This is a genomic window from Streptomyces sp. NPDC087859, assembly GCF_044742595.1.
Classification (GTDB): Bacteria; Actinomycetota; Actinomycetes; order Streptomycetales; family Streptomycetaceae; genus Streptomyces; species Streptomyces canus_F.
Genome location: NZ_JBIUUU010000003.1, coordinates 80962 through 104878, shown reverse-complemented (window position 1 = coordinate 104878; position 23917 = coordinate 80962). Strand labels below are relative to the sequence as shown.

The 23917-nt window shown below is 69.1% G+C and carries 17 protein-coding genes; 10 read left to right on the top strand and 7 right to left on the bottom strand.

The features are described 5' to 3' along the window. Window positions 1-58: 58 nt before the first annotated feature. Window positions 59-955, top strand: a complete 897-nt coding sequence (locus ACIOHP_RS07865) for a LysR family transcriptional regulator (protein ID WP_401884309.1) — start codon at window positions 59-61, stop codon at window positions 953-955. Here the strand turns inward: ACIOHP_RS07865 and ACIOHP_RS07860 are convergent. Both ACIOHP_RS07860 and ACIOHP_RS07855 read right to left on the bottom strand, forming a co-directional pair. Further along, the gene (locus ACIOHP_RS07860) at window positions 918-1784 is read right to left on the bottom strand and encodes a phosphatase PAP2 family protein (RefSeq protein ID WP_401884307.1); all 867 of its coding nucleotides are present in this window, start codon (window positions 1782-1784) and stop codon (window positions 918-920) included. The genes ACIOHP_RS07865 and ACIOHP_RS07860 overlap by 38 nt on opposite strands. Before the next feature lie 132 nt (window positions 1785-1916). Further along, window positions 1917-2951 carry a LacI family DNA-binding transcriptional regulator gene (locus tag ACIOHP_RS07855; protein WP_307031759.1) on the bottom strand — a complete coding sequence of 345 codons (1035 nt, stop codon included), beginning with the start codon at window positions 2949-2951 and terminating at the stop codon, window positions 1917-1919. Window positions 2952-3362: 411 nt separating this feature from the next. On the opposite strand from ACIOHP_RS07855, the gene ACIOHP_RS07850 reads away from it, so the two are divergent. From ACIOHP_RS07850 to ACIOHP_RS07830, 5 genes are all read left to right on the top strand, one after another. Next, the gene (locus ACIOHP_RS07850) at window positions 3363-4634 is read left to right on the top strand and encodes an extracellular solute-binding protein (protein WP_401884304.1); all 1272 of its coding nucleotides are present in this window, start codon (window positions 3363-3365) and stop codon (window positions 4632-4634) included. A 104-nt stretch (window positions 4635-4738) separates the two neighbouring features. After that, window positions 4739-5743, top strand: a complete 1005-nt coding sequence (locus ACIOHP_RS07845) for a carbohydrate ABC transporter permease (RefSeq protein ID WP_401884302.1) — start codon at window positions 4739-4741, stop codon at window positions 5741-5743. Window positions 5744-5756: 13 nt separating this feature from the next. Further along, a complete protein-coding gene (locus ACIOHP_RS07840; protein WP_361538659.1) occupies window positions 5757-6662 on the top strand; it encodes an ABC transporter permease subunit in 906 nt (301 codons plus the stop codon). A gap of 214 nt (window positions 6663-6876) precedes the next feature. Then, window positions 6877-8559 (top strand): glycoside hydrolase family 13 protein, encoded by a 1683-nt coding sequence (locus tag ACIOHP_RS07835; protein WP_361538661.1) that lies wholly within the window; start codon window positions 6877-6879, stop codon window positions 8557-8559. Window positions 8560-8720: 161 nt separating this feature from the next. After that, window positions 8721-9518, top strand: a complete 798-nt coding sequence (locus ACIOHP_RS07830) for a hypothetical protein (RefSeq protein WP_401884293.1) — start codon at window positions 8721-8723, stop codon at window positions 9516-9518. Window positions 9519-9547: 29 nt separating this feature from the next. Here ACIOHP_RS07830 and ACIOHP_RS07825 read toward each other — a convergent pair whose 3' ends face one another. Continuing rightward, entirely contained in the window at window positions 9548-11614 is a 2067-nt protein-coding gene (locus ACIOHP_RS07825; protein ID WP_401884291.1) for a carbohydrate-binding module family 20 domain-containing protein, read from the bottom strand. Window positions 11615-11805: 191 nt separating this feature from the next. Between ACIOHP_RS07825 and ACIOHP_RS07820 the strand changes: the two genes are divergently transcribed. Next, entirely contained in the window at window positions 11806-13191 is a 1386-nt protein-coding gene (locus ACIOHP_RS07820; RefSeq protein WP_401884286.1) for an alpha-amylase family protein, read from the top strand. On the opposite strand, the gene ACIOHP_RS07815 is transcribed toward ACIOHP_RS07820, so the two are convergent. Further along, window positions 13167-13532: a hypothetical protein gene (locus ACIOHP_RS07815; RefSeq protein ID WP_401884282.1), complete on the bottom strand. Its 366-nt coding sequence runs from the start codon at window positions 13530-13532 to the stop codon at window positions 13167-13169. The two genes, ACIOHP_RS07820 and ACIOHP_RS07815, sit on opposite strands and share 25 nt — an antisense overlap. A gap of 192 nt (window positions 13533-13724) precedes the next feature. Between ACIOHP_RS07815 and pulA the strand changes: the two genes are divergently transcribed. The 3 genes from pulA to ACIOHP_RS07800 all read left to right on the top strand — a co-directional run bounded on the left by pulA (window position 13725) and on the right by ACIOHP_RS07800 (window position 21244). Then, entirely contained in the window at window positions 13725-19130 is a 5406-nt protein-coding gene (gene pulA, locus ACIOHP_RS07810) for a pullulanase-type alpha-1,6-glucosidase (RefSeq protein WP_401884279.1), read from the top strand. Window positions 19131-19201: 71 nt separating this feature from the next. Then, window positions 19202-20824 carry a SpoIIE family protein phosphatase gene (locus ACIOHP_RS07805; RefSeq protein ID WP_401884276.1) on the top strand — a complete coding sequence of 541 codons (1623 nt, stop codon included), beginning with the start codon at window positions 19202-19204 and terminating at the stop codon, window positions 20822-20824. Between the two features lie 66 nt (window positions 20825-20890). Beyond that, the gene (locus tag ACIOHP_RS07800; RefSeq protein WP_401884273.1) at window positions 20891-21244 is read left to right on the top strand and encodes a 5-carboxymethyl-2-hydroxymuconate Delta-isomerase; all 354 of its coding nucleotides are present in this window, start codon (window positions 20891-20893) and stop codon (window positions 21242-21244) included. Here ACIOHP_RS07800 and ACIOHP_RS07795 read toward each other — a convergent pair. From ACIOHP_RS07795 to ACIOHP_RS07785, 3 genes are read right to left on the bottom strand one after another with little or no spacing between them, the layout of a single operon-like run. Then, on the bottom strand, window positions 21241-21930 hold the full coding sequence (locus ACIOHP_RS07795) for a TetR/AcrR family transcriptional regulator (RefSeq protein WP_361538677.1): 690 nt from the start codon (window positions 21928-21930) through the stop codon (window positions 21241-21243). The genes ACIOHP_RS07800 and ACIOHP_RS07795 overlap by 4 nt on opposite strands. Window positions 21931-21986: 56 nt before the next feature. Beyond that, entirely contained in the window at window positions 21987-23000 is a 1014-nt protein-coding gene (locus tag ACIOHP_RS07790; protein ID WP_401884270.1) for a PDR/VanB family oxidoreductase, read from the bottom strand. Next, window positions 23000-23887: a metal-dependent hydrolase gene (locus tag ACIOHP_RS07785; protein ID WP_401884266.1), complete on the bottom strand. Its 888-nt coding sequence runs from the start codon at window positions 23885-23887 to the stop codon at window positions 23000-23002. The genes ACIOHP_RS07790 and ACIOHP_RS07785 overlap by 1 nt, the downstream gene beginning before the upstream one ends. Between the last annotated feature and the right edge of the window lie 30 nt (window positions 23888-23917).

Below are 23917 nucleotides of genomic sequence, written 5' to 3'. Positions count from 1 at the left end.
GGGAGGTGACGCGTGAGGACAAGTGAAGAGTTCTGGATGGTTTGTTAAGCTGAACTACATGCTGGATGTGCGTCGGATGCAGGTACTGCGGGCCGTGGTGAGCAGCGGGTCGGTGACGGGGGCGGCGACGGTGCTGGGCTACACGCCCTCCGCCGTGAGCCAGCAGATCGCCGCGCTGGAGAAGGAGGCGCGGACGGATCTGCTGGAGCGGGTCGGCAGAGGGGTGCGGCCCACGGCGGCGGGGCTGCTCCTGACCGAGTACGCGGACACGATCAGCCGCCAGGTCGCCGAGGCGGAGACCGCCCTGGCGGATCTGCTCGCGGGACGGACGGGCCGGCTGTCGGTGCGGTACTTCGCGACGGCGGGCGCTTCTCTGGTCGCCCCGGCGGTCGCCCGGCTGCGGAGGGAGCATCCCGGCGTACAGATCGAGCTGAAGCTCATCGACCCCGAGGACCCGTTGCCGGACGTGCGGGAGGGCCGGGCGGATCTGGCGCTGGTCGTGGGGCCACGCGCCTCCGGCCAGGAGGGCGTGCGGTTCCTGCACCTGCTGGACGACCCGTACCTCGCGGTACTTCCCGAGGGCCACCCCCTGGCGGAGGCCGAAGCGCTGGAGATGGCCGACCTCGCGGAGGAACCCTGGGTCGGCAGCGAATGGCCCGGCCCCTGCCTCGACGCCCAGCTCACCGCCTGCGAGACGGCGGGGTTCCGGCCGCGCTTCGTGGTCGAGAGCGAGGACTACGTCACCGCTCAGGGGTTCGTCGCGGCGGGGCTCGGGGTGAGCCTCATCCCGCGGCTCGGGCTGGGGGTCGGCGTCCGGCCGGGAGTGGTCGTACGGGAGCTGCGGAGTCCGGAGCCGGCCCGCTCGATCTACGCGGCCGTACGCGAGACGGCCCCGCCCCAGCCGGCCCTGCGGGCGTTCATCGCGGCGATGCGGGCCGCGGCCGGGACTGCCTGAGGGCCGGTGCCGGCACCAGCCGCGGCAAGCGGTACGGCAGGGCGCCGTACCAGAGTCGTGCCACCGCGAAGCCGAAGGCCAGGCAGAGCATGCCGCCCACCGCGTCGAGCCAGAAGTGGTTGGCGGTGGCGACGATGACCACGAGGGTGGCCGTCGGGTAGAGGAGGCCCAGGACGCGCACCCAGGGCACCGACGCCAGCGCGAAGATCGTCAGGCCGCACCACAGGGACCAGCCGATGTGCATGGACGGCATCGCGGCGTACTGGTTGGACATGTTCTTGAGGTCGCCGGAGGCCATCGAGCCCCACGTCTGGTGGACCATCACCGTGTCGATGAAGTCGCCGCCGTTCATCAGGCGGGGCGGGGCCAGCGGATACAGGTAGTAACCGACAAGGGCCACGAGTGTCGTCGCGAACAGCACCATGCGGGTCGCCGCGTAACGGCCGGGATGACTGCGGAAGAGCCACACCAGGACACCGAGCGTCACCACGAAGTGCAGCGTCGCGTAGTAGTAGTTCATGCCCACGATCAGCCAAGTCACGGAATTCACCGCGTGGTTGACCGACTCCTCGACCGCGATCCCCAGGTCGTGCTCGACCCGCCAGATCCAGTCGGCGTTGCGCAGCGCCTCGGCCCTCTGCTCCGGGACCGCGTTGCGGATCAGCGAGTAGGTCCAGTAACTCACCGCGATCAGCAGGATCTCGAACCAGAGGCGGGGGCGGCGCGGGGTCCGCAGCCGGCGCAGGAAGCCCGGCCTCGTATCGGCCGCGACAGGCTGGGGAACGGCCTCTTCGCGGCCTTCCAGTGTCGTCACGGTCGAATCACCCATGGACACAGAGTCTGCCAGAAAAGCCCTTGCCCCCAGATCATCCCTCGGTCCTGTCCGGGACGCACGTTCTACGGCGAGACGAGTCCCCGGCCTCCTACCGGCGCAGGGCCGCAGCACCCCGGATTCTCCGCCTTACGGACGATTTCGGTCCCCAGGGGCCGAAGCCGTCGAACCGCGCACCACCAGCTCCGGCATGAACACGAACTCACTGTGCGGAGCGGGCGTGCCGCCGATCTCCTCGAGCAGCGTGCGCACCGCGGCCTGGCCCATCGCCGGCACCGGCTTGCGGACCGTGGTGAGAGGCGGGTCGGTGAAGGCGATCAGCGGGGAGTCGTCGAAGCCGACCACCGAGACGTCCTTCGGCACGTCCAGACCGAGCTGCCGGGCCGCCCGTATCGCGCCCAGCGCCATCATGTCGCTCGCGCACACCACCGCCGTGCAGTTGCGGGAGATCAGCGCCGAGGCGGCCGCCTGACCGCCCTCCAGGGTGTAGAGCGAGTGCTGGACGAGCTCCGTCTCGACCGTCTCCGCGGTCAGGCCCAGCTGGTCCTGCATCGCGCGGACGAAGCCGTCGATCTTGCGCTGGACGGGCACGAACCGCTTGGGACCCAGCGCCAGGCCGATCCTCGTGTGCCCCAGCGAGATCAGATGCGTCACCGCGAGCGTCATCGCCGCGCGGTCGTCGGGGGAGATGAAAGGCGCCTGCACCTTCGGCGAGAAGCCGTCCACGAGCACGAACGGCACACCCTGGCCGCGCAGCTGCTCGTAGCGCTGCATGTCGGCGGAGGTGTCCGCGTGCAGTCCGGAGACGAAGATGATGCCGGCCACGCCCCGGTCGACGAGCATCTCGGTGAGCTCGTCCTCGGTGGAGCCGCCCGGGGTCTGGGTGGCGAGGACGGGGGTGTAGCCCTGCCTCGTCAGCGCCTGCCCGATGACCTGGGCCAGCGCCGGGAATATGGGGTTCTCCAGCTCCGGCGTTATCAGCCCCACCAGGCCCTCGCTGCGCTGGCGCAGACGCACCGGGCGTTCGTAGCCGAGCACGTCGAGTGCGGCCAGCACGGACTGGCGGGTGGTGGAGGCGACGCCGGGCTTCCCGTTGAGGACGCGGCTGACAGTCGCTTCACTGACCCCCGCCTGTGCAGCGATGTCGGCAAGCCGTGTGGTCACAGGGGTGGACTGTACCGCCCGTATCTGCCCTTGCACACCAATTGGACGTCGCGACCGACCTGTTGGCCGGCCGGGTCCGGGTTGCTGCGTCATCGCGCTCCCTCGTGAAAGTGATGGCAAGAGCTTGCAGAGTCTTGCACAACCCCCGTTATGCCGTCCCACCGCCGGAAACAAGCGTCTCACGGCAGTTGCCGACAGGTCACGCCCGGATAACTTCGATGACGTCTTGCACTTTTTTGCTGCAAGGTCTTTCGCGCCGCTTACAACGCTGTTACGTTCGGCCACGCCCGGCGGCCGCAACGGCGCAGTCGGACAGCGGCAGGGACGGCGGACGGGACCGCCACCTGCACAAGCAGGGCGGCAGACGGGGCCATCCCTGCACATACGGGCTTTCACCCTCAAGGAGAACTCATGCGGCGTGGCATAGCGGCCACCGCGCTGGTGGCGTCCCTCGCCCTCGCGGCGACGGCCTGCGGCGGAGACAGCGACAGCGGCGACAAGGCCGACGGCCCGGTCACCATCACCTGGTGGGACACCTCCAACGCCACCAATGAGGCGCCTGTCTACAAGGCCCTCATCAAGGAGTTCGAGGCCGCCAACAAGGACGTCAAGGTCAAGTACGTCAACGTCCCCTTCGACCAGGCGCAGAACAAGTTCGACACCGCCGCCGGCGCCTCGGGCGCCCCGGACGTGCTGCGTGCCGAGGTCGGCTGGACCCCCGCCTTCGCCAAGAAGAGCTACCTCCTGCCGCTCGACGGCACCGAGGCCCTCGCCGACGAGAGCAAGTTCAAGTCCAACCTGATCGAGCAGGCCAAGTACGAGGGCAAGACGTACGGCGTCCCGATCGTCACGGACACGCTCGCCCTCGTATACAACAAGGAGCTCTTCGAGAAGGCCGGCGTCGAGGCCCCCAAGACCTGGGACGACCTGAAGAAGGCCGCCGCGACGATCAAGGACAAGACCGGCGTCGACGGCTACTGGGGCTCCACCCAGGCCTACTACGCCCAGTCCTTCCTCTACGGCGAGGGCACCGACACCGTCGACGCCGACGCCAAGAAGATCACGGTCAACTCGGACGCCGCGAAGAAGGCGTACGGCACCTGGCTGAGCCTCTTCTCCGGCAAGGGCCTGCACAAGGCCGACACCACCGCCGACGCCTACGCCCACATCCAGGACGCGTTCGTCAACGGCAAGGTCGCCGCGATCATCCAGGGCCCGTGGGAGATCACCAACTTCTACAAGGGCGCCGCGTTCAAGGACAAGGCCAACCTCGGCATCGCCACCGTCCCGGCCGGCTCCACCGGCAAGGCGGGCGCCCCGACCGGCGGCCACAACCTCTCGGTCTACGCCGGCTCCGACGCCGCCCACCAGAAGGCCTCGCTGAAGTTCCTCAACTTCATGACCTCCGCGAAGTCCCAGGCGACCATCGCGCTGAAGAACTCCACGCTGCCGACCCGTGACGACGCCTACACCACCGAGGTCAAGGCCGACCCGGGCATCGCCGGCTACGGCACGGTCCTCGCCGCCGCCCAGCCGCGCCCGGCGCTGCCCGAGTACAGCTCCCTGTGGGGCCCGCTGGACACCGAGCTGCCCAAGATCGCCGGCGGCAAGGAGTCCCTGGACAAGGGTCTGAGCAACGCCGAGACCGCGATCGGCAAGCTGGTCCCGGACTTCAGTAAGTGAGCCTGGGTGGCCGCCGGATTTCCTGACAGGGGGAGAGATCCGGCGGCCACCGGCCTGCGCCCAGCCACTTCTCAGTGCCGTTGAACTTCCAGAAGGTGTCGAACATGACAGTCGCCATCGACCGCGCCACCGGCAAACGCCGCGGTGACCGCGCGCCGCGGCCCGGGCTGGGCCAACGCTTCAAGCGCAGCTACCAGAAGCACTGGTACGCCTACGCGATGATCGCCCCGGTGGCGATCGTGCTCGGCGTCCTCGTGCTCTACCCCCTGATCTACGGCGTCTACCTCACGCTCACCGACGCCAACAGCCTCAACACGGCCCGCACCATCGGCGTCAACCACATCGACGCCACCTACAAGTTCATCGGCCTCGACAACTACGCCGACATCCTGTGGGGCCCGACGGCGTACGACCGCTTCTGGTCGCACTTCATCTGGACCATCGTCTGGACGGCACTCTGTGTCGCCCTGCACTACGGCCTCGGCCTCGGCCTCGCGCTGCTGCTCAACCAGAAGCTGCGGGGACGGACGCTGTACCGGCTGATCCTCGTCCTGCCCTGGGCTGTGCCGACCTTCGTCACCGTCTTCGGCTGGCGCTTCATGCTCGCCAACGGCGGCATCATCAACAGCTTCCTGGAGACCCTCCATCTGCCGACACCACTGTGGCTGGAGGACACCTTCTGGCAGCGGTTCGCCGCGATCATGGTCAACACCTGGTGCGGTGTGCCGTTCATGATGGTCTCGCTGCTCGGCGGACTGCAGTCCATCGACAGTTCGCTCTACGAGGCCGCCGAGATGGACGGCGCCACCGCCTGGCAGCGCTTCAGGCACGTCACCCTGCCGGGCCTCAGGTCCGTCAGCTCCACCGTCGTGCTCCTCGGCGTCATCTGGACCTTCAACCAGTTCGCCGTCATCTTCCTGCTGTTCGGCAACACCGCCCCCGACGCCCAGATCCTGGTCACCTGGGCTTACTTCCTCGGCTTCGGACAGCAGCCGCGCGACTTCGCGCAGTCCGCCGCCTACGGCATCCTGCTGCTGGCCATCCTGATCGTCTTCACCTCCTTCTACCGCCGCTGGCTGAACCGCAATGACCAGCAGCTCGCGATCTGAGGCAGGAGTCCCCATGAGTACGACCACCGTCGACACCCCCGCCGAGGTCAGCGACCACCCCTCGCGGGCCCCCCGCCGGGTCAGGCGCCGTGGCGAGAACAGCCTCGCCGGCTCGTTCGTCTCCCACGGCATCCTGATCGTCGCGTGCCTGATCGCGCTGTTCCCGATCGCCTGGCTGATCTTCCTGTCCCTCGGTCCGGACAAGGACGACTACCTCCACCCCGGGGGCATCTGGGACAAGATGACGCTCGACAACTACTCGTTCGTCCTTCAGCACACGGCCTTCTTCGACTGGCTGAAGAGCACGCTGATCGTCTCGCTCGGCACCACCGTCATCGGCGTGCTGATCGCCGCGACCACGGGCTACGCCGTCTCCCGGATGCGCTTTCCGGGCTACCGGAAGTTCATGTGGGTGCTTCTGGTCACCCAGATGTTCCCGGTAGCCGTACTCATGGTGCCGATGTACCAGATGCTCTCGGACCTGAAGCTCATCGACAGCTACCTTGGGCTCGTCCTCGTGTACTGCACGACCGCGGTGCCGTACTGCGCCTGGCTGCTCAAGGGCTACTTCGACACCATCCCGTTCGAGATCGACGAGGCCGGACGCGTCGACGGGCTGACCCCCTTCGGTACGTTCGCGCGGCTGATCCTGCCGCTCGCCAAGCCAGGGCTCGCGGTCGCCGCGTTCTACAGCTTCCTGACCGCGTTCGGTGAGGTCGCGTTCGCGTCGACGTTCATGCTGTCCGACACGAAGTACACGTTCGCGGTCGGTCTGCAGAGCTTTGTGAGTGAGCACGATTCGCAGCGCAACCTGATGGCTGCGACCGCGGTGTTGATCTCGATACCGGTGTCGGTGTTCTTCTACCTCGTCCAGAAGAACCTGGTGACCGGCCTCACCGCGGGTGGAACGAAGGGGTAAGCGGGGCGTTCTGCCGTCGATCGGCCTCAGCGCCGTCGTGGCTGGTCGCGCAGTTCCCCGCGCCCCTTGTGGGGGGGGCGTTGCCCCCCACACCTCCCTGATACCCGAGGCGGCCGTGATTGCCATCCGACCCCGCTGTGATCGCGGCCGCCTCGTCACCACCCGCCCCCCCGTACCCCCACCTGACCCGATGACTTCGTTACGCAAGGACGCCATGAGCCAGCAGCACACTGCCGACCCGGCCCCGACCTCCGCCGTAGCCACCGTCGCCCGGCACCGCGACTGGTGGCGGGACGCGGTGATCTACCAGGTCTATCCGCGCAGCTTCGCCGACAGCAACGGCGACGGCATGGGCGACCTGGAAGGCGTACGCTCCCGACTCCCGTACCTGCGCGACCTCGGCGTGGACGCCGTATGGCTCAGCCCCTTCTACGCCTCCCCGCAGGCCGACGCCGGCTACGACGTCGCCGACTACCGGGCCGTGGACCCCATGTTCGGCAACCTGCTCGACGCGGACGCGCTGATCCGCGACGCGCACGAACTGAACCTGCGGATCATCGTCGACCTGGTCCCCAACCACTCCTCGGACCAGCACGAGTGGTTCAAGCGGGCCCTGCGCGAAGGCCCCGGCTCGGCCCTGCGGGACCGCTACCACTTCCGCCCCGGCAAGGGCGAGAACGGCGAACTCCCGCCCAACGACTGGGAGTCGATCTTCGGTGGGCCGGCGTGGACCCGGGTCACCGAACCGGACGGCTCGCCCGGCGAGTGGTACCTGCACCTCTTCGCCCCGGAGCAGCCCGACTTCAACTGGGAACACCCCGCGGTCGGCGACGAGTTCCGCTCCATCCTGCGCTTCTGGCTGGACATGGGCGTCGACGGTTTCCGCATCGACGTGGCGCACGGCATGGTGAAGGCGGAGGGTCTCCCGGACCTCGGCGACCACGACCAGCTGAAGCTGCTGGGCAACGATGTCATGCCGTTCTTCGACCAGGACGGCGTGCACGACATCTACCGCCAGTGGCGGACGATCCTCGACGAGTACCCCGGCGAGCGCATCTTCGTGGCCGAGGCATGGACACCGACGGTCGAGCGGACCGCCAACTACGTCCGCCCGGACGAGCTCCACCAGGCCTTCAACTTCCAGTACCTGGGCACCGCGTGGGACGCGGCGGAACTCCGCGAGGTGGTGGACCGCACCCTGGAGGCCATGGCCCCGGTGGGCGCACCGGCGACCTGGGTGCTGTCGAACCACGACGTGACCCGCCACGCGACCCGCTTCGCCAACCCGCCCGGCCTCGGCACCCAGATCCGCACGGCGGGCGACCGGGAGCTGGGCCTGCGCCGGGCCAGGGCGGCAACCCTGCTCATGCTGGCGCTGCCGGGCTCGGCATACGTCTACCAGGGCGAGGAGCTGGGGCTCCCGGACGTGGTGGATCTGTCCGACGACGTCCGTCAGGACCCGGCGTACTTCCGGGGCGCCGGCCAGGACGGCTTCCGCGACGGCTGCCGGGTGCCGATCCCCTGGACGCGCGAGGGTTCGTCGTACGGCTTCGGCGCGGGCGGCAGCTGGCTGCCCCAGCCGGCGAGCTGGGCCGACCTGAGCGTGGAGGCCCAGACGGGCGAGCCGGGCTCGACTCTGGAGCTGTACCGCACGGCACTGGGTCTGCGTCGCTCCCAGCCGGACCTGGGCGCCGGTGAGTCGGTGGAGTGGCTCCGCGCTCCCGAGGGCGTACTCGCCTTCCGCCGCGGCGAGTTCGTCTGCGTCGCCAACACCAGCGGCGAGTCGGTCACGACCCCCTCCTACGGCCGCGTCCTGCTCACCAGCGGTGAGATCGCGGAGGCGGACGGCGAGACGAAGGTCCCCTCGGACACGACGGTGTGGTGGACGACGGCCTGACGGTCGACCTCCCCGGAAAGGGCCCGCTGCCTGCTGAGGCGGCGGGCCCTTTCCGGTGCGGGCCGCCGACCGAGTCTGTGCCCGGCATGCGTCCTCACGTAGCCTCACCACCTGTGAACATCGCATGGGCGGTACGGGGAAACCCGCAGGACGGGGCTGACATGGAGCGCCTCTCCGAGCTCTGGGACAAGGACGCGTACGAAGAGGTCGAGGCCGAGGCCAGGGCGCTCCAGGCGAAAGCGGAACGCCTGCGCAAGCGTCCCCGGGGTCTTGTCCTGGGGCAGTTCGCCAGGTTCATGGCCACGGCCGCGGCGTGCGGCCACGGGCGCGGGGCGCGGGTGCTGGACGAGATGGAATCCCTCGCGGCGGAGCTGCACGACACCGCCGGACCGTACCGGCTGCTCCTGCTGGGTGTGCGCAGGAACCGCATGGTGGTCCTCAACGGCGAGCGGCGCTTCGGTGAGGCCGAGGCGGAAGGGGCGGCCCTCCTGCGCGAAGTGGAGCGGCTCAAGCATCTGACGCAGGTGTGGCGCCTGGAGCTGTCCGTGCTGGCCGGCCTCGTCGACGCGCTGTCCGGACAGGCCCGCCACGAGGAGGCCGAGAACATCGCCCGAGGAAATCTGCCCCGCGCCGAGGGACGCTCGCTCGTCGCCCTGCACTGTGGCCTGGTCGACGAGCTGAACGCCCAAGGGCGTCACGCCGAAGCGCTCACCGAGGCACGTCGGTTCGCCCCGCCCCGGGTCCGGGAGCAGAGCGGGAGACTGGCCATGGGCACGGCTGCCGCCCTGCACGGTCTGGGACACCGGAGAGAGGCGGAAGCGGCAGCCCGCCAGGCGCTGACCGACTGCGAACGGTCTCTGCATCCGGAGCACCCGCGCCTCCGGCCGGCCCGCCTTCTGCTGGCCGACATCACCGCAGACGGACCGCCGCAGCCGCCGGCCGAAGAGACCGCTCACTGACCGAGCGGTCTCTTCGGGTCAGGGACGGGTCACTTCCAGGTGTCGCTGGTGCTGTAGCCCGACGAACCGCCCGTCGTGTACGCGCGGTTGGCGCCGGATTCCCAGGTCACGGCCCCGGAGCTGTTCTTCTTGATGAACTTGTACTCGAAGGCTGTGCTCCTGGGCACGATCACCGGCTTGCTCCACGTCGGGTACGAGGCCGACGACAGCGGGATCGCGTCAGCCGTGTTCCAGGAACCGAGGGCGGCGATGGAGCCGACCACGTAGACGTTCGTGCCCAGGTCGGTCGTGGCGGTGACATTGAAGGTCACGTCGGTGGCGCCCGCGCTCGGCACGTTCCAGGAGTTGTTCAGTGCGATCGCCGAAGTGGTCGTGGCGGCAGCTCTGTTGGCGTTGGACTCCCATGTGACGTTCCCGGAGCTGTCCTTCTTCACGTACTTGAACTCGAACGACGTGTTCACCGGCACGCTCACCGCCCCCGACCAGACCGGGTAACCGGACGACGACAGCTTCACCGCCTTCGACGTGTCCCATGAACCCAGTGCCGCGATCGAGCCGACCACGTACACGTCCTGGCCGGACGTCGTCGCCGCGTACTCGTTGAACGTCGCCGTCACCGTCGAGGTCTCGTCGTCATCGTCCTCGCACGTCGTGCACGGGGTGAACTCACCGTCGTAGAAGGCGATCGCGCCCTTCGCGGGGATGGTGAGCGTCGCGCTGCCGCCCGACACGGTCACGGTCGTCGCGCCGTTGTCGACGACGTTCGCGTACGTGCCGTCCGCCATGCCCGTCGCGAAGGTGTACGTCGCCGCCGCCGAGCCGTTGTTGATGGCCACGTAGCCCGCCGTGCCCCGCCCGAAGCCGATCACGCCGGACGACTTGGTCGACCAGTTGGACACCGACGCCGAACCCACCGCGTTGTGCCACTTCACCATGCCGGTGATCGCGGTGTCCCGCTGGAGGCAGTACCAGCCGCCGGCGCAGTCCGTGTCGGTCACGAAGCCGCCGGAGTTCGGCGGGGCCTGGTCCGAGGAGGAGAACGCGAAGCCCGAGTAGACCGTCGGGGTGGACCACTTGTAGGCGAGCTGGAAGACGTTGGCCAGCCGGTAGGTGTCGCCGTCCTTGTAGCTCATGTGCAGTCCGTTGCGCTCGGTGTCGTGGTTCGTCACGAAGGACACCGAGTTCGCCGGGGGCAGCGCACCGGACGAGGGCAGGGAGTCCAGGTCGGACACATTGCCCTGGAACGACGACTTCAGCTTGCTCGCGTAGCCGAAGTCCAGGACGTCACCCGCGGAGTAGTAGTCGGAGGCGGCCGGCGTCGAACCCGGGTACACCTCCTGGAAGATGTACGGCGCCGAACCGGCTGTCGTCGTGTTCAGCTTCGCCCGGATCGCGTTCAGGTCCGCCACCGGCATGTGCTTCGCCGCGTCGATCCGGAAACCGTCCACGCCCAGCGCGATCTGCTTGTTGAGGTAGGCCGCGATGCCCGAGCGGACGTCGTCGTCCTCCGTCTCCAGGTCCGGCAGGCCGAGGAGTTCACAGTTCTGGATCTCGGCGAGGTTCGACCAGTCGTCGATGATCAGGTCGGAGTCACCACACTCGGCCGACGTGTGGAAGTCGTCCGGATCCCAGTCGGGGGTGTCGTACTTGTTGGTGATCGTCGTGCCGTTGTAGCCCGTGCCGGTCTGCGCGGCGGTGTGGTTGATCACCGTGTCCGTATACACCTTCACGCCCGCGTCGTGGCAGGCGTCCACCATCGAGGCGAACTGCGCCGCCGTCCCGAAGCGGCCGCTGAGGTTGTACGAGTAGGGCTGGTAGACGTCCCACCAGTAGTAGCTGGACTGCTTCAGCGACTCCGCCGGCGGTGCGACCCACACCGCGCCGTAGCCGTCGGGGCCGAGCACGTCCGTGCACTCGGAGGCGACCGAGTTCCAGTTGTAGGACCAGAGGTTGGCGATCACATCGCCGGAGGTCGTGGCGTCCGCCTGGGCGGGTGTCGCGGGCAGCGCTGTCGCGCCGGCCAGTGCGAGGGCACCGGCGGCCGCGGTGGTCGCGGCACGGCGGAGGACACCCGGGGGACGGTGTCTGGCGGTCATCGGCGGCTCCGGGGAAGAAGGGGCTGCGTTCAACAACTCGTGAGCGTGCGGGAGTTGAGCAGGGCACGTCAAGGTTGCGGATGAAAGTTCTTGCTATGAGTTTCAAGCACCTTGCTGTAAACCTTTCGTTAGCGGTACGTTCTCGCCGGCGCCGGGCAAAGACGCCCGGCCGTCACGCAAGGAGCCCCCACGTGATATCGAGATGGTCCGCATCCGCCGCCGCCGCGGCCACCGCGCTCGCCACCGCGGCCGCCGTCCTGGCCCCCACAGCCGCCTCGGCCTCCCCGCCCGGCACCAAGGACGTCACCGCCGTCCTCTTCGAGTGGAACTTCGCCTCGGTCGCCAAGGAGTGCACCAATACCCTCGGCCCCGCCGGCTACGGCTATGTCCAGGTCTCCCCGCCCGCCGAGCACATCCAGGGCTCGCAGTGGTGGACCTCGTACCAGCCGGTGAGCTACAAGATCGCCGGGCGTCTCGGTGACGCCACCGCCTTCCGGAACATGGTGACCACCTGCCACAACGCGGGGGTGAAGGTCGTCGTCGACGCCGTCATCAACCACATGTCCGCGGGCAGCGGTACCGACACCGGCGGCTCGTCGTACACGAAGTACAACTACCCGGGCCTGTACTCCGCGGCCGACATGGACGACTGCACGTCCACCATCGGCGACTACACCAACCGTGCCAACGTCCAGAACTGCGAGCTCGTGGGCCTCGCCGACCTGGACACCGGTGAGGAGTACGTCCGCGCCGCCATCGCCGGGTACATGAACACCCTGCTCGGCCATGGCGTCGACGGCTTCCGCATCGACGCGGCCAAGCACATCCCGGCGACCGACCTGGCCAACATCAAGTCCCGGCTCAGCAACACCTCGGTGTACTGGAAGCAGGAGGCCATCTACGGCAGCGGCGAGGCCGTCCAGCCCACCGAGTACACGGGCAACGGTGACGTCCAGGAGTTCCGTTACGCCTACGACCTCAAGCGCGTCTTCAACAACGAGAACCTCGCCTACCTGAAGAACTACGGCGAGGGCTGGGGCTACATGAGCAGCTCCGTCGCCGGGGTCTTCGTCGACAACCACGACACCGAGCGCAACGGCAGCACCCTGAACTACAAGGACGGCGCCAACTACACGCTGGCCAACGTCTTCATGCTCGCCCACCCGTACGGCGCCCCGGACATCAACTCCGGCTACGAGTGGTCCAGCACGGACGCGGGCCCGCCCAACGGCGGCTCGGTGAACGCCTGTTGGCAGGACGGCTGGAAGTGCCAGCACGCCTGGCCGGAGATCCTCCGCATGGTCGCCTTCCGCAACGCGACCCGCGGTCAGTCGGTCACCAACTGGTGGGACAACGGCGGCGACGCGATCGCCTTCGGCCGGGGCGGCAAGGGGTTCGTGGCCATCAACCACGAGTCGGGCAGCCTGAGTCGTACGTACCAGACGTCCCTGGCGGCGGGCACGTACTGCAACGTGCAGAACAACACGACGGTGACCGTGAACTCCAGCGGCCAGTTCACCGCCACCCTCGGCGCCAACACCGCGCTCGCGATCTACGCCGGCAAGACCGGCTGCTGAACCGCTCCACCCTCAGGACGGCCACCCCCGCCACGGCGCATGGGTGGCCGTCCCAGTACCTCGATGTACATGATCCGCCCGTACACCACGTCCAGGATCAGATCGCCCTTCGAGGGCAGCAGCGGCACGCAGCGATGGCCCGGACCGTACGGCTGTCCGCCCGGATGCTCCGCCGTCCGGATGCTCTGGCAGAAGTCGTCGCCGCAGCCGCACTCGCCGACCATCCGGACGTCCCACACGCAGATGGCCAGCCAGTGTTCCCCCTCCTCCGTCAGGAGGGCGGCGAGTTCGGCGACGAGCTCCGGGTAGAGGTCGCGAACGAGGGGCGGTTCCTGCTCCATGCGGGGACGGTAGCCAGGGGCGACCCCATGGGGCGACCGAATATGCGCCCGGGCCGCTGACGCGGACCAACTCCCCTTGTTGAAAGTTCTTTCCGTTACTTTCACGACTCTTGCTGTAAGCATTACGGCGGCGATACGTTTCGCGCGGGGTCGGACCCACGTAGAGCCGCCGCAATCGCAAGGAGTCCATCTGTGATACCGAGATGGCCGTCGCCGTCGAGGCGTCGTTCCGCCCATGCCGGACGGGTCGCCGCGGTCACCGTGACCGCGCTGGCCGCAGCGCTCGTCCAACCCCTCGCGGCGCGGGCGGACACCCCGCCGCCGCCCCCCTCCGACGCCAAACTCGCCTCGGCACCCGCCCGGCACGACTCCACGCGCGAGCAGTTCTACTTCGTCCTCCCGGACCGCTTCGCCAACGGCGACACCGGCAACGACAAGGGCGGACTGACGGGCACCCGTCTCGCCACCGGGTACGACCCCACCGACAAGGGCTTCTACCAGGGCGGCGACCTCAAGGGCCTGACCAGGAAGCTCGACTACATCAAGGATCTGGGCACCACCTCCATCTGGATGGCCCCGATCTTCAAGAACCAGCCCGTACAGGGGACGGGGAGCGACGCCTCCGCCGGCTACCACGGCTACTGGATCACCGACTTCACCCAGGTCGACCCGCACTTCGGCACCAACAAGGACCTGGAGACCCTCATCTCCAAGGCCCACGCCAAGGGCATGAAGGTCTACTTCGACGTCATCACCAACCACACGGCCGATGTCGTCGACTACGAGGAGAAGTCCTACGACTACCTCTCCAAGGGCGCGTTCCCGTACCTGACCAAGGACGGCGAGCCCTTCGACGACACCGACTACGCGGGCACCGGGGACTTCCCGGACGTCGATTCCGGTTCCTTCCCGCGCACGCCGACCGTCACCGCCGCGAAGAAGAACACCAAGGTCCCGTCGTGGCTCAACGACCCGACGATGTACCACAACCGCGGGGACTCCACCTTCGCCGGTGAGAGCTCCGAGCAGGGCGACTTCTCCGGCCTCGACGACCTGTGGACCGAGCGTCCCGAGGTCGTCAGCGGCATGGAGAAGATCTACGAGAAGTGGGTCCGCGACTTCGACATCGACGGCTTCCGCATCGACACCGTGAAGCACGTCAACGTGGAGTTCTGGACCCAGTGGGCCACCGCCCTCGACGCCTACGCGGCCAGGCACGGCCGCGACGACTTCTTCATGTTCGGCGAGGTCTACTCCGCCGACACGTCGATCACCTCGCCGTACGTCACCCAGGGCCGCCTCGACGCCACGCTCGACTTCCCCTTCCAGGAAGCGGCACGGCAGTACGCCTCCCAGGGCGGCAGCGCGCAGAAGCTGGCCTCCGTCTTCGGCGACGACTACAAGTACACGACCGACAAGGCCAACGCGTACGAGCAGGTCACCTTCCTCGGCAACCACGACATGGGCCGCATCGGGTACTTCCTGAACCAGGACAACCCGAAGGCGACCGACGCCGAACTCCTCGCCAAGGACAAGCTCGCCAACGAGCTGATGTTCCTCAGCCGCGGCAACCCGGTCGTCTACTACGGCGACGAGCAGGGCTTCACCGGCGCCGGCGGCGACAAGGACGCCCGCCAGACCATGTTCGCGTCGAAGACGGCCGACTACCTCGACGACGACGAGATCGGCACCGACCGTACGCACGCGAGCGACGCGTACGACACGGGCGCGCCGCTGTACCGGCAGATCGCCGCGCTGTCCAAGCTCCGCAAGGCCAACCCCGCCCTCACCGACGGCGTCCAGACCGAGCGCTACGCGGCCGACGGCAGCGGGGTCTACGCCTTCTCGCGCACCGACACCAAGACGGGCACCGAGTACGTGGTCGCCTTCAACAACGCCGGTGAGGCGAAGTCGGCGACGTTCGCGACCGGTTCGGCGGGGATGGCGTTCAAGGGAATCTACGGCGGTGACGCCTCCCTCAGGAGCGACGCCGACAAGAAGCTCACCGTCACCGTCCCCGCCGGCTCCGCGATCGTCCTCAAGGCGGCCGGCAAGCCCGCCAAGCCCGCCACCGCGCCGACGCTCACCCTCAAGGCCCCCGCCACCGGCGCCACCGGCACGGTCGAGATCAGCGCCGACGTCGACGGCGGACAGCTCAACCGCGTCGTCTTCGCCGCCCAGGTCGGCAACGGCAAGTGGCGCACGCTCGGCTCCGCCGACCACGCGCCGTACAAGGTCACACAGGTCATCGGCGAGGACGTGGCGGCCGGAACGGCCCTGCGCTACAAGGCCGTTGTCATCGACGCGGCCGGACGCACGGCGAGCACCACGGCGGCCTCCACCACCGGCACCCCGCCCGCCGAGGAGATCCCCACCGCCTCCTCCCGCGACTACGCGATCGTCCACTACAAGCGCACCGACGGCGACTACACGAACTGGGGCCTGTACGCCTGGGGTGACATCGCCGAGGGCGAGGCCACGAACTGGCCGGACAGCCACCCCTTCGTCGGCCGTGACGCCTACGGTGCCTTCGCCTACGTCAAGCTGAAGCCGGGCGCCTCCGGTGTCGGCTTCCTCGTCATCGACAAGGACGGCAACAAGGACGTCTCCGCCGACCGCACGATCGACGTCACCAAGACCGGCGAGGTCTGGATCGAGCAGGGCAAGGCGGACGTCGTCACCGAGAGGCCCGACTATCCCGCGCAGGACAAGACCAAGGCGGTCCTGCACTACCACCGGGCCGACGGGAACTACGACGGCTGGGGACTGCACGTCTGGACGGGCGCCGCGAACCCCACGGACTGGTCGAAGCCCCTCGAACCGGTGAAGACTGACGCCTATGGCGCGGTCTACGAGGTACCGCTCACCGACGGGGCCACCAGCCTCAGCTACATCCTGCACAAGGGCGACGAGAAGGACCTGCCCAGCGACCAGTCGCTCGACCTCACGGCCAACGGCCACGAGGTGTGGCTGGTGAACGGCCAGGAGAAGTATCTGCTCCCGCAGCCCGCGGGCTCCGCGGCCGCCCTCGACCTGACCACCTCCAAGGCGGTCTGGATCGACCGGAACACGGTCGCCTGGAACGGCTCCGCCGCCGCGGTCTCCACCCAGCTGCTGTACAGCCGCGACGGCTCGATCGCGGCCAAGGACGGTGCGCTGACCAGCGACGACGAACGCTGGCTCCGTCTGTCGAAGACCACCCTCACCGACGCCCAGAAGGAGAAGTTCCCGCACCTGAAGGACTACACCGCCTGGTCCGTCGACCCGCGTGACCGCGACCGGGTGCGCGAGGCCCTCAAGGGCCAGCTCGTCGCCTCCCAACGGGCCGTGAACGGTGCCGTGCTCGCCGCCACCGGTGTGCAGATCGCCGGCGTCCTCGACGACCTGTACCCGGCCGCGACCAAGGCCGACCTCGGCCCGACGTTCGACAGGAGCGGCCGCCCGACGCTGTCCGTCTGGGCACCGACCGCGCAGAGCGTCGCCCTGGAGCTCGACGGCTCCACGGTGAAGATGAAGCGCGACACCGCAACCGGCGTCTGGTCCGTCACCGGCCCCAAGTCCTGGAAGGGCAAGGAGTACCGCTACGTCGTGAAGGTCTGGGCGCCCAGCGTCCGGAAGGTCGTCACCAACAAGGTCACCGACCCCTACTCGGTCGCCCTGACCGCGGACTCCGAGCGCAGCCTCGTCGTCGACCTGGACGACAAGTCCCTGGCCCCGAGCGGCTGGTCGACGTACACCAAGCCGAAGGCCGTCCCGCTCAAGGACGCCCAGATCCAGGAGCTGCACATCCGGGACTTCTCCGTCGCGGACAGGACGGCCAGTGACCCGGGTACCTACCTCGCCTTCGCCGACAAGAACAGCGACGGCTCCAAGCACCTGAAGGAGCTCGCGAAGTCGGGCACCTCCTACGTCCATCTCCTCCCGGCGTTCGACATCGCCACCATCCCGGAGAAGAAGTCCGACCAGGCGACCCCCGACTGCGATCTGGCCTCCTACGCGGCCGACTCCGACAAGCAGCAGGAGTGTGTCGCGAAGGCGGCCGCGAAGGACGCCTACAACTGGGGCTACGACCCGTACCACTACACGGTCCCCGAGGGCTCCTACGCCACCGACCCCGACGGCACCGGACGCACGGTCGAGTTCCGCGAGATGGTCAAGTCCCTGAACGAGGACGGCCTGCGGGTCGTCATGGACGTCGTCTACAACCACACGACGTCCAGTGGGCAGGCCGACACCAGCGTCCTCGACAAGGTCGTCCCCGGCTACTACCAGCGGCTCCTCGCCGACGGCTCGGTCGCCAACAGCACCTGCTGCGCCAACACGGCACCCGAGAACGCCATGATGGGCAAGCTGGTCGTCGACTCGATCGTCACCTGGGCCAAGGAGTACAAGGTCGACGGCTTCCGCTTCGACCTCATGGGCCACCACCCGAAGGCCAACATCCTGGCGGTCCGCAAGGCCCTGGACGGACTGACCCTCGCCAGGGACGGCGTCGACGGCAAGAAGATCATCCTGTACGGCGAGGGCTGGAACTTCGGGGAGATCGCCGACGACGCCCGCTTCGTCCAGGCCACCCAGCAGAACATGGCCGGAACCGGCATCGCCACCTTCTCCGACCGGGCCCGTGACGCGGTGCGCGGCGGCGGCCCCTTCGACGAGGACCCCGGCGTCCAGGGCTTCGCGTCCGGGCTCTACACCGACCCCAACGCCTCGAAGAACAACGGCACCACGGCCGAGCAGAAGGCCCGTCTGCTGCACTACCAGGACCTCATCAAGGTCGGGTTGAGCGGCAACCTCGCGACGTATGCGTTCACCGACACCGACGGCAAGGAGGTCACCGGCGCCGAGGTCGACTACAACGGCCGGCCCGCCGGGTACGCGGACGCGCCCGGCGACGCCCTCGCCTACGCCGACGCGCACGACAACGAGTCGCTGTTCGACGCGCTGACGTACAAGCTGCCCGCCACGACCGGAGCGGACGACCGCGCCCGGATGCAGGTCCTCGCCATGGCGACCGCGACCCTCTCGCAGGGCCCGTCGCTCTCCCAGGCGGGCACCGACCTGCTGCGCTCCAAGTCCCTGGACCGCAACTCCTACGACAGCGGCGACTGGTTCAACGCCATCCACTGGAGCTGCGCGGACGGCAACGGCTTCGGACGCGGGCTGCCGATGGCGGCCGACAACGAGTCCAAGTGGTCCTTCGCCAAGCCCCTGCTGGGTTCGGTGAAGGTGGGCTGCCCGCAGATCGAGGGGACCTCGGCGGCGTACCGGGACCTGTTGAAGATCCGTTCGACGGAGAGCGTGTTCTCCCTCGGCACGGCCGCACAGGTGCAGTCGAAGCTGTCCTTCCCGCTGTCGGGCAAGGAGGAGACGCCGGGCGTGATCACCATGGAACTCGGTGACCTCGTCGTGGTGTTCAACGCGACCCCGCAGGCCCAGGAGCAGCGGGTGGCGGCCCTGGCAGGCACGGCGTACGCGCTGCACGCGGTCCAGGCGGCGGGCGCGGACTCTACCGTCAAGGAATCATCCTACGAGCGGGTTTCGGGCACCTTCGCCGTTCCGGGGCGGACTGTGGCCGTATTCTCCCGCAAGTACTGACAAGGGCATTACCTTGGTGGGGCAGACCCGGATCCGGGTCTGCCCCATCGTGCTGTCCAAGGGCTGAACACATGGACGTCAACGGAGACCCGACCGGCACGACCGTGATGGTCGTGGACGATGCGGAGGCAAGCCGATACGCCATGGGCACCCTGCTGAGCCGTGCGGGCCACCGGGTCGTTCCGGTCGCCAGCGGCCACGAGGCGCTCGCCGAACTCGACGACCGGCTGCGCAAGGGCACCCTGCCGGACGTGGCCCTCGTCGACGTGGGCCTGCCGGACATGAGCGGTTTCGATCTGTGCCGCCTCTTCAAGGAGCGTCCGCACACGGCCGCGCTGCCCGTCGTGCACTTCTCCGCCGCCAACGTGGCGCCGGTCGACTGCTGCGAGGGCCTGGACGCGGGATTCGAGGCCTATCTGAAGGTGCCGGCCGAGCCCCTGGAGATCGAGGCCGTGGTCCGGGCCGCCGTGCGCAACGCCCAGGTGCGGGCCGACGACCGGGCGCTGGTACGACGGCTGACCCTGCTGTCGGAGACGATCGTCACCATCCAGGCGGCGCGCTCCCTGCCGGAACTCACCGACGCGGCCGCCGAGGGCATCTCGCGGGTCACCGGCACCCCCGCCGCCGTCTTCGTCCTGGACCAGGACGACCGGCTGTACCGCGGCCTGTCCCGGGACCGCGTTCCCGTCGCCCTGCCGGACGAGGGGGCCGACCGGGCGGTGGCCGCTCTGCTGCAGCGGCTCACCCGGGGACAGGCCGCCGGCGTACAGCTCACGACGGTGCCCTCGCCGCTGTGGCCGGCCGGGTACTTCCGGCCCGGCGTGGAGCACGACGCCCGGCTGGCGCTCGTCCGTACGCAGGACGGCAGGGCCACGGTGTGCCTGGCCGCGCCCGCGCGCGGGATGCGGCGGCTGGGCCCCGAGCGCGAGAGCCTGCTGGCCCAGCTGACCCAGGCCACCGCGTTCGCCGCGGAACCGCTGCTCATGTACCAGGTGGAGCGGCATGTCGCCCTCACGCTCCAGCACAGCTTCCTGCCCCAGCCGCACCGGCTGCCCGAGCTGCCGGGCATGGACGTCGTGGTCCGCTATGTGCCCGCCTCCCCGGAGACCGAGATCGGCGGCGACTTCTACGCCGCGCTGCGTACCGACGAGGGCGTGCTCGCCGCGGTCGGCGACGTCGTCGGACACTCGCTGGACGCGGCGACCGTCATGGTGGAGATCCGGCACGCGCTGCGCGCCTACGCCGTCGAGGACAGCGACCCGGCCGTGCTCGCGGAGCGCCTGGACCGGATGCTCCAGCGCTACCACCCCGAGCTCACGGCCACGGTCTGTCTGGCACTGATCGACCCCGGCACCGGGCGCACCCGGATCGCCAACGCGGGACACATCCCCCCGCTGATCGTCCGGGACACCGGCAGCGCCGACTACGTCAAGGCGGCCGGTCCGCTGCTCGGAGTCGGACTGCCCCACCCGCCGGTCACCGAGCTCTTCCTCGAACCCACCGACCGGCTTCTCATGGTCACCGACGGCCTGATCGAGACCCGGGGCGTCGACCTCTCGGCCTCGATGGAGCACCTCCGCGCGGCCGCCGTCGGCTCCCTGCCCGGCCTGGACGCCCTGTGCGACACCCTTCTGGCCTCCTTCGGCCACGACCGGGAGGACGACATCGCGATGCTGGCGCTGCGGCTGGGGTGAGACGGCCCTGTGAGGGCTCCGGTACGACGGTTAGGGTGCCCTCGTCGACCTAGAACAGGAGTCCTCATGCCGCAGATCACCATCGAACGCTCCCCGTATCTCGACGGTGTCGACTGGGAGGGGTTCGCCCTGGCGCTGCACCCGGTCGTCGTCGAGACGGCGGCCGCGAAGCTCGAGGCGTGCAAGACCCGGGTGCTGCGCACCGAGGACGAGGCGGTCGGCGGCGAGAAGGAGAACCACGCGATCGTGAACGTCACGATCGCCCTGCTCGCCGGACGGTCGGACGAGACCAAGGCCAAGCTCACCGAGGCCGTCATGGAACTGCTGTGCAAGCACGTCGGGCCCGAGGACGGCCTCACCGTGCACCTCTCCGCCGAGGTGCGCGACCTGGACGCCTCCTACACCAAGGCCGTGCTCTAGGACGCCAGCGCGATCAGCCGGGCCGCCAGGTCGGTGAAGGGGCCGTCGGTGGGCTCGTCCCTGAGCATGTGGCGCAGCAGCGCGGCCATCTCCTCGTCGTGGGCCGCGCTCACCGCGGCCAGTGCCGCGAAGTCGTGCACGAGCTGCACCTCCAGCTCGCCGCGCGGGATGCGCCGGCCGTCCAGCCAGATCAGCGCGGTCGACTCGGCGAGCGAGATCCAGGAGCGGATGACCAGTTCCAGTCGCGCGGGCGGCTTCTCCACCCGCAGATGCGAAAGGATCTGGTCATACGCGGCCTGCCGCACGGAGTCGATGAGCGCGTTGGTCGCCGAGGAGCCGACGGCCGGGCCGCCCCGCATCAGGGCCGCGAAACCGGGCCCGTGGTCGTCCACGAAGTCGAAGTACCGCCGCATCACCCGCAGCAGCCGCGTGCCCAGCGGCCCTTCCCGCGCCTCCACGAACCGGTCCGCCAGATCGTCGGCCGCACGCTTCAACGCGGCCTCGTAGAGGCTGAGTTTGCCGGGGAAGTAGTGGTAGACCAGCGGGCGGGAGATGCCTGCCGCAGTCGCTATCTCGTCGATGGAGACATCGTCGGGCGAGCGTTGGCTGAACAGTTCGAGGGCAACGCCGATCAGCTGCTGCCGCCGCTCCTCGACTCCCATTCTTCGCCGTACCCCGGTAGTCATGCGAACACCTTACCGATCGGATCCGGCCCGGAACGGCCCGGTCCGGACACGGGTGTTCACATATCCAGCACAATTCGCTCACTTCGCGCGCGCGAAACGCAGATCAGCATCGAGTCACCGCGCTCCGCGTCCGTCAGCAGCTCGTCCCGGTGGTCCACCTCGCCCTCCAGCACCCGCTGCTGGCAGGTCCCGCAGAAACCCTGCTCGCAGGAGTAGAGGGTGTCCGGCAGTTCCCGGCGCACGGCGGCCAGTACGGAGGAGTCCGCCGGGACCGCCAGCGTCCGCCCGCTGCGCCGGAGTTCGACCTCGAAGGCGGCACCCGGCGCGGTGGCCCGGGGTGTGAACCGCTCCAGACGCACCTGCGGGAACCGCTCCTCGACCGCAGCCATGAGCCCTTCCGGACCGCAGCAGTAGACGGCGGCCCCCTCGGGCACGTCCAGCGCGCCGAGTTCGGGCGCACCGGCCACGACGGTCACCTGGTCCAGTTCCTCGAGCTCCACCACGAACGGCATCGACTCCCGTGACCGCCCGCAGTACAGCAACCGCCACTCCGCCCCGTCCGGCAGCGCCCGCAGCATCGGCAGGATCGGTGTGATCCCGATGCCGCCCGCGACGAACACGTACGACGACGCCTCGACGAGCGGGAAGCGGTTGCGCGGCCCGCGCACCTCCAGCTCCATGCCCTCGGCCACCTGCTCGTGCACCTCGCGCGAGCCGCCCCGCCCGTCCGCCACCAGCCGGGTCGCCACCGTGTACGAGGAGGTGTCCGCCGGGTCCCCGCACAGCGAGTACTGCCGGACAAGGCCCGACGGCAGGACGAGGTCCAGGTGCGCACCGGGCTCCCAGCGCGGCAAGTCCCTTCCCTCCAGGCGTAGTTGTACGACCCCGTCGGCGACCTCCTCGCGCGCGGCCACCAGCAGCCGCAGCGCCCGCGACCGGGGCCGCCCGGAGACCGGCTCGTCCAGCGCGGGCATCGGCCACAGCGGCGAGGCCTGGATACGGCGGCGCATCGCCCGGCGGGTGAGGAGGGCGGCCCCCGCGACGAGCGCGACGGTCAGCGGCTTCGGCATCACGCGACCCCCTTCTCGGCCGCGAGGGCCGCGACCGCGGCGGGGGAGGAGGCGAGATAGGCGACGGCCTGCTCGGTGCACCCCTCCTGGGAGGGGTGGTAGCCGCGGCTCAGATAGCGCGGTATCGACCTGAGCATGTCGCCGGTCCCGGGCAGCACACCGCGCCGCCCCCGGACGTGGAAGTCCTTGAAGCTCGCCTTCCCGTCGGCCAGCGTCGGGTCGTTCGCCATGAAGAAACGGGCCCCGCGCTGCCACAGGAACACCAGCGTCGTGAACGCCGTGGCCCAGGTGCGCACCCGGCGCCGGTAGCTGCCGTCCACGTGCTGGAAGAGGTCGAAGGCGACCGAGCGGTGCTCGACCTCCTCGGCGCCGTGCCAGCGCAGCAGGTCCAGCATGGTGGGATCGGCGCCCCGCCGGTCCAGCTCCTCGGCGTTCAGCACCCAGTCGCCGAGGAAGGCGGTGTAGTGCTCGATGGCGGCGATGAGGGCCACGCGTTCCAGGAGCCACCACTTGCGGGCCCTGCCCGGCGGGAGGGTCCGGTCGCCGAGCAGCTTCTCGAAGAACCAGTCGATCTGCGCGGTGTAGGGCGTCGGATCGAGGCCCAGCTCCTTCAGATGCGGCAGCACCTCGTCATGGGCCTGCGAGTGCATGGCCTCCTGGCCGATGAACCCGATGACGTCCTCGCGCAGCCGCTCGTCCCGGACGAGCGGCAGCACCTGCTTGTAGACGTGCACGAACCAGCGCTCGCCGGCCGGCAGCAGAAGGTGGAGCACGTTGATGGTGTGCGTGGTGAAGGGATCGCCGGGCACCCAGTGCAGCGGGGTGTCCTCCCAGGCGAAGGACACCTTCCGCGCCTTGAGCGGCACCCGGTCCGGCGTGTTAGACATGGCGTCAATGTACTGACGGGTAGGCCTTCC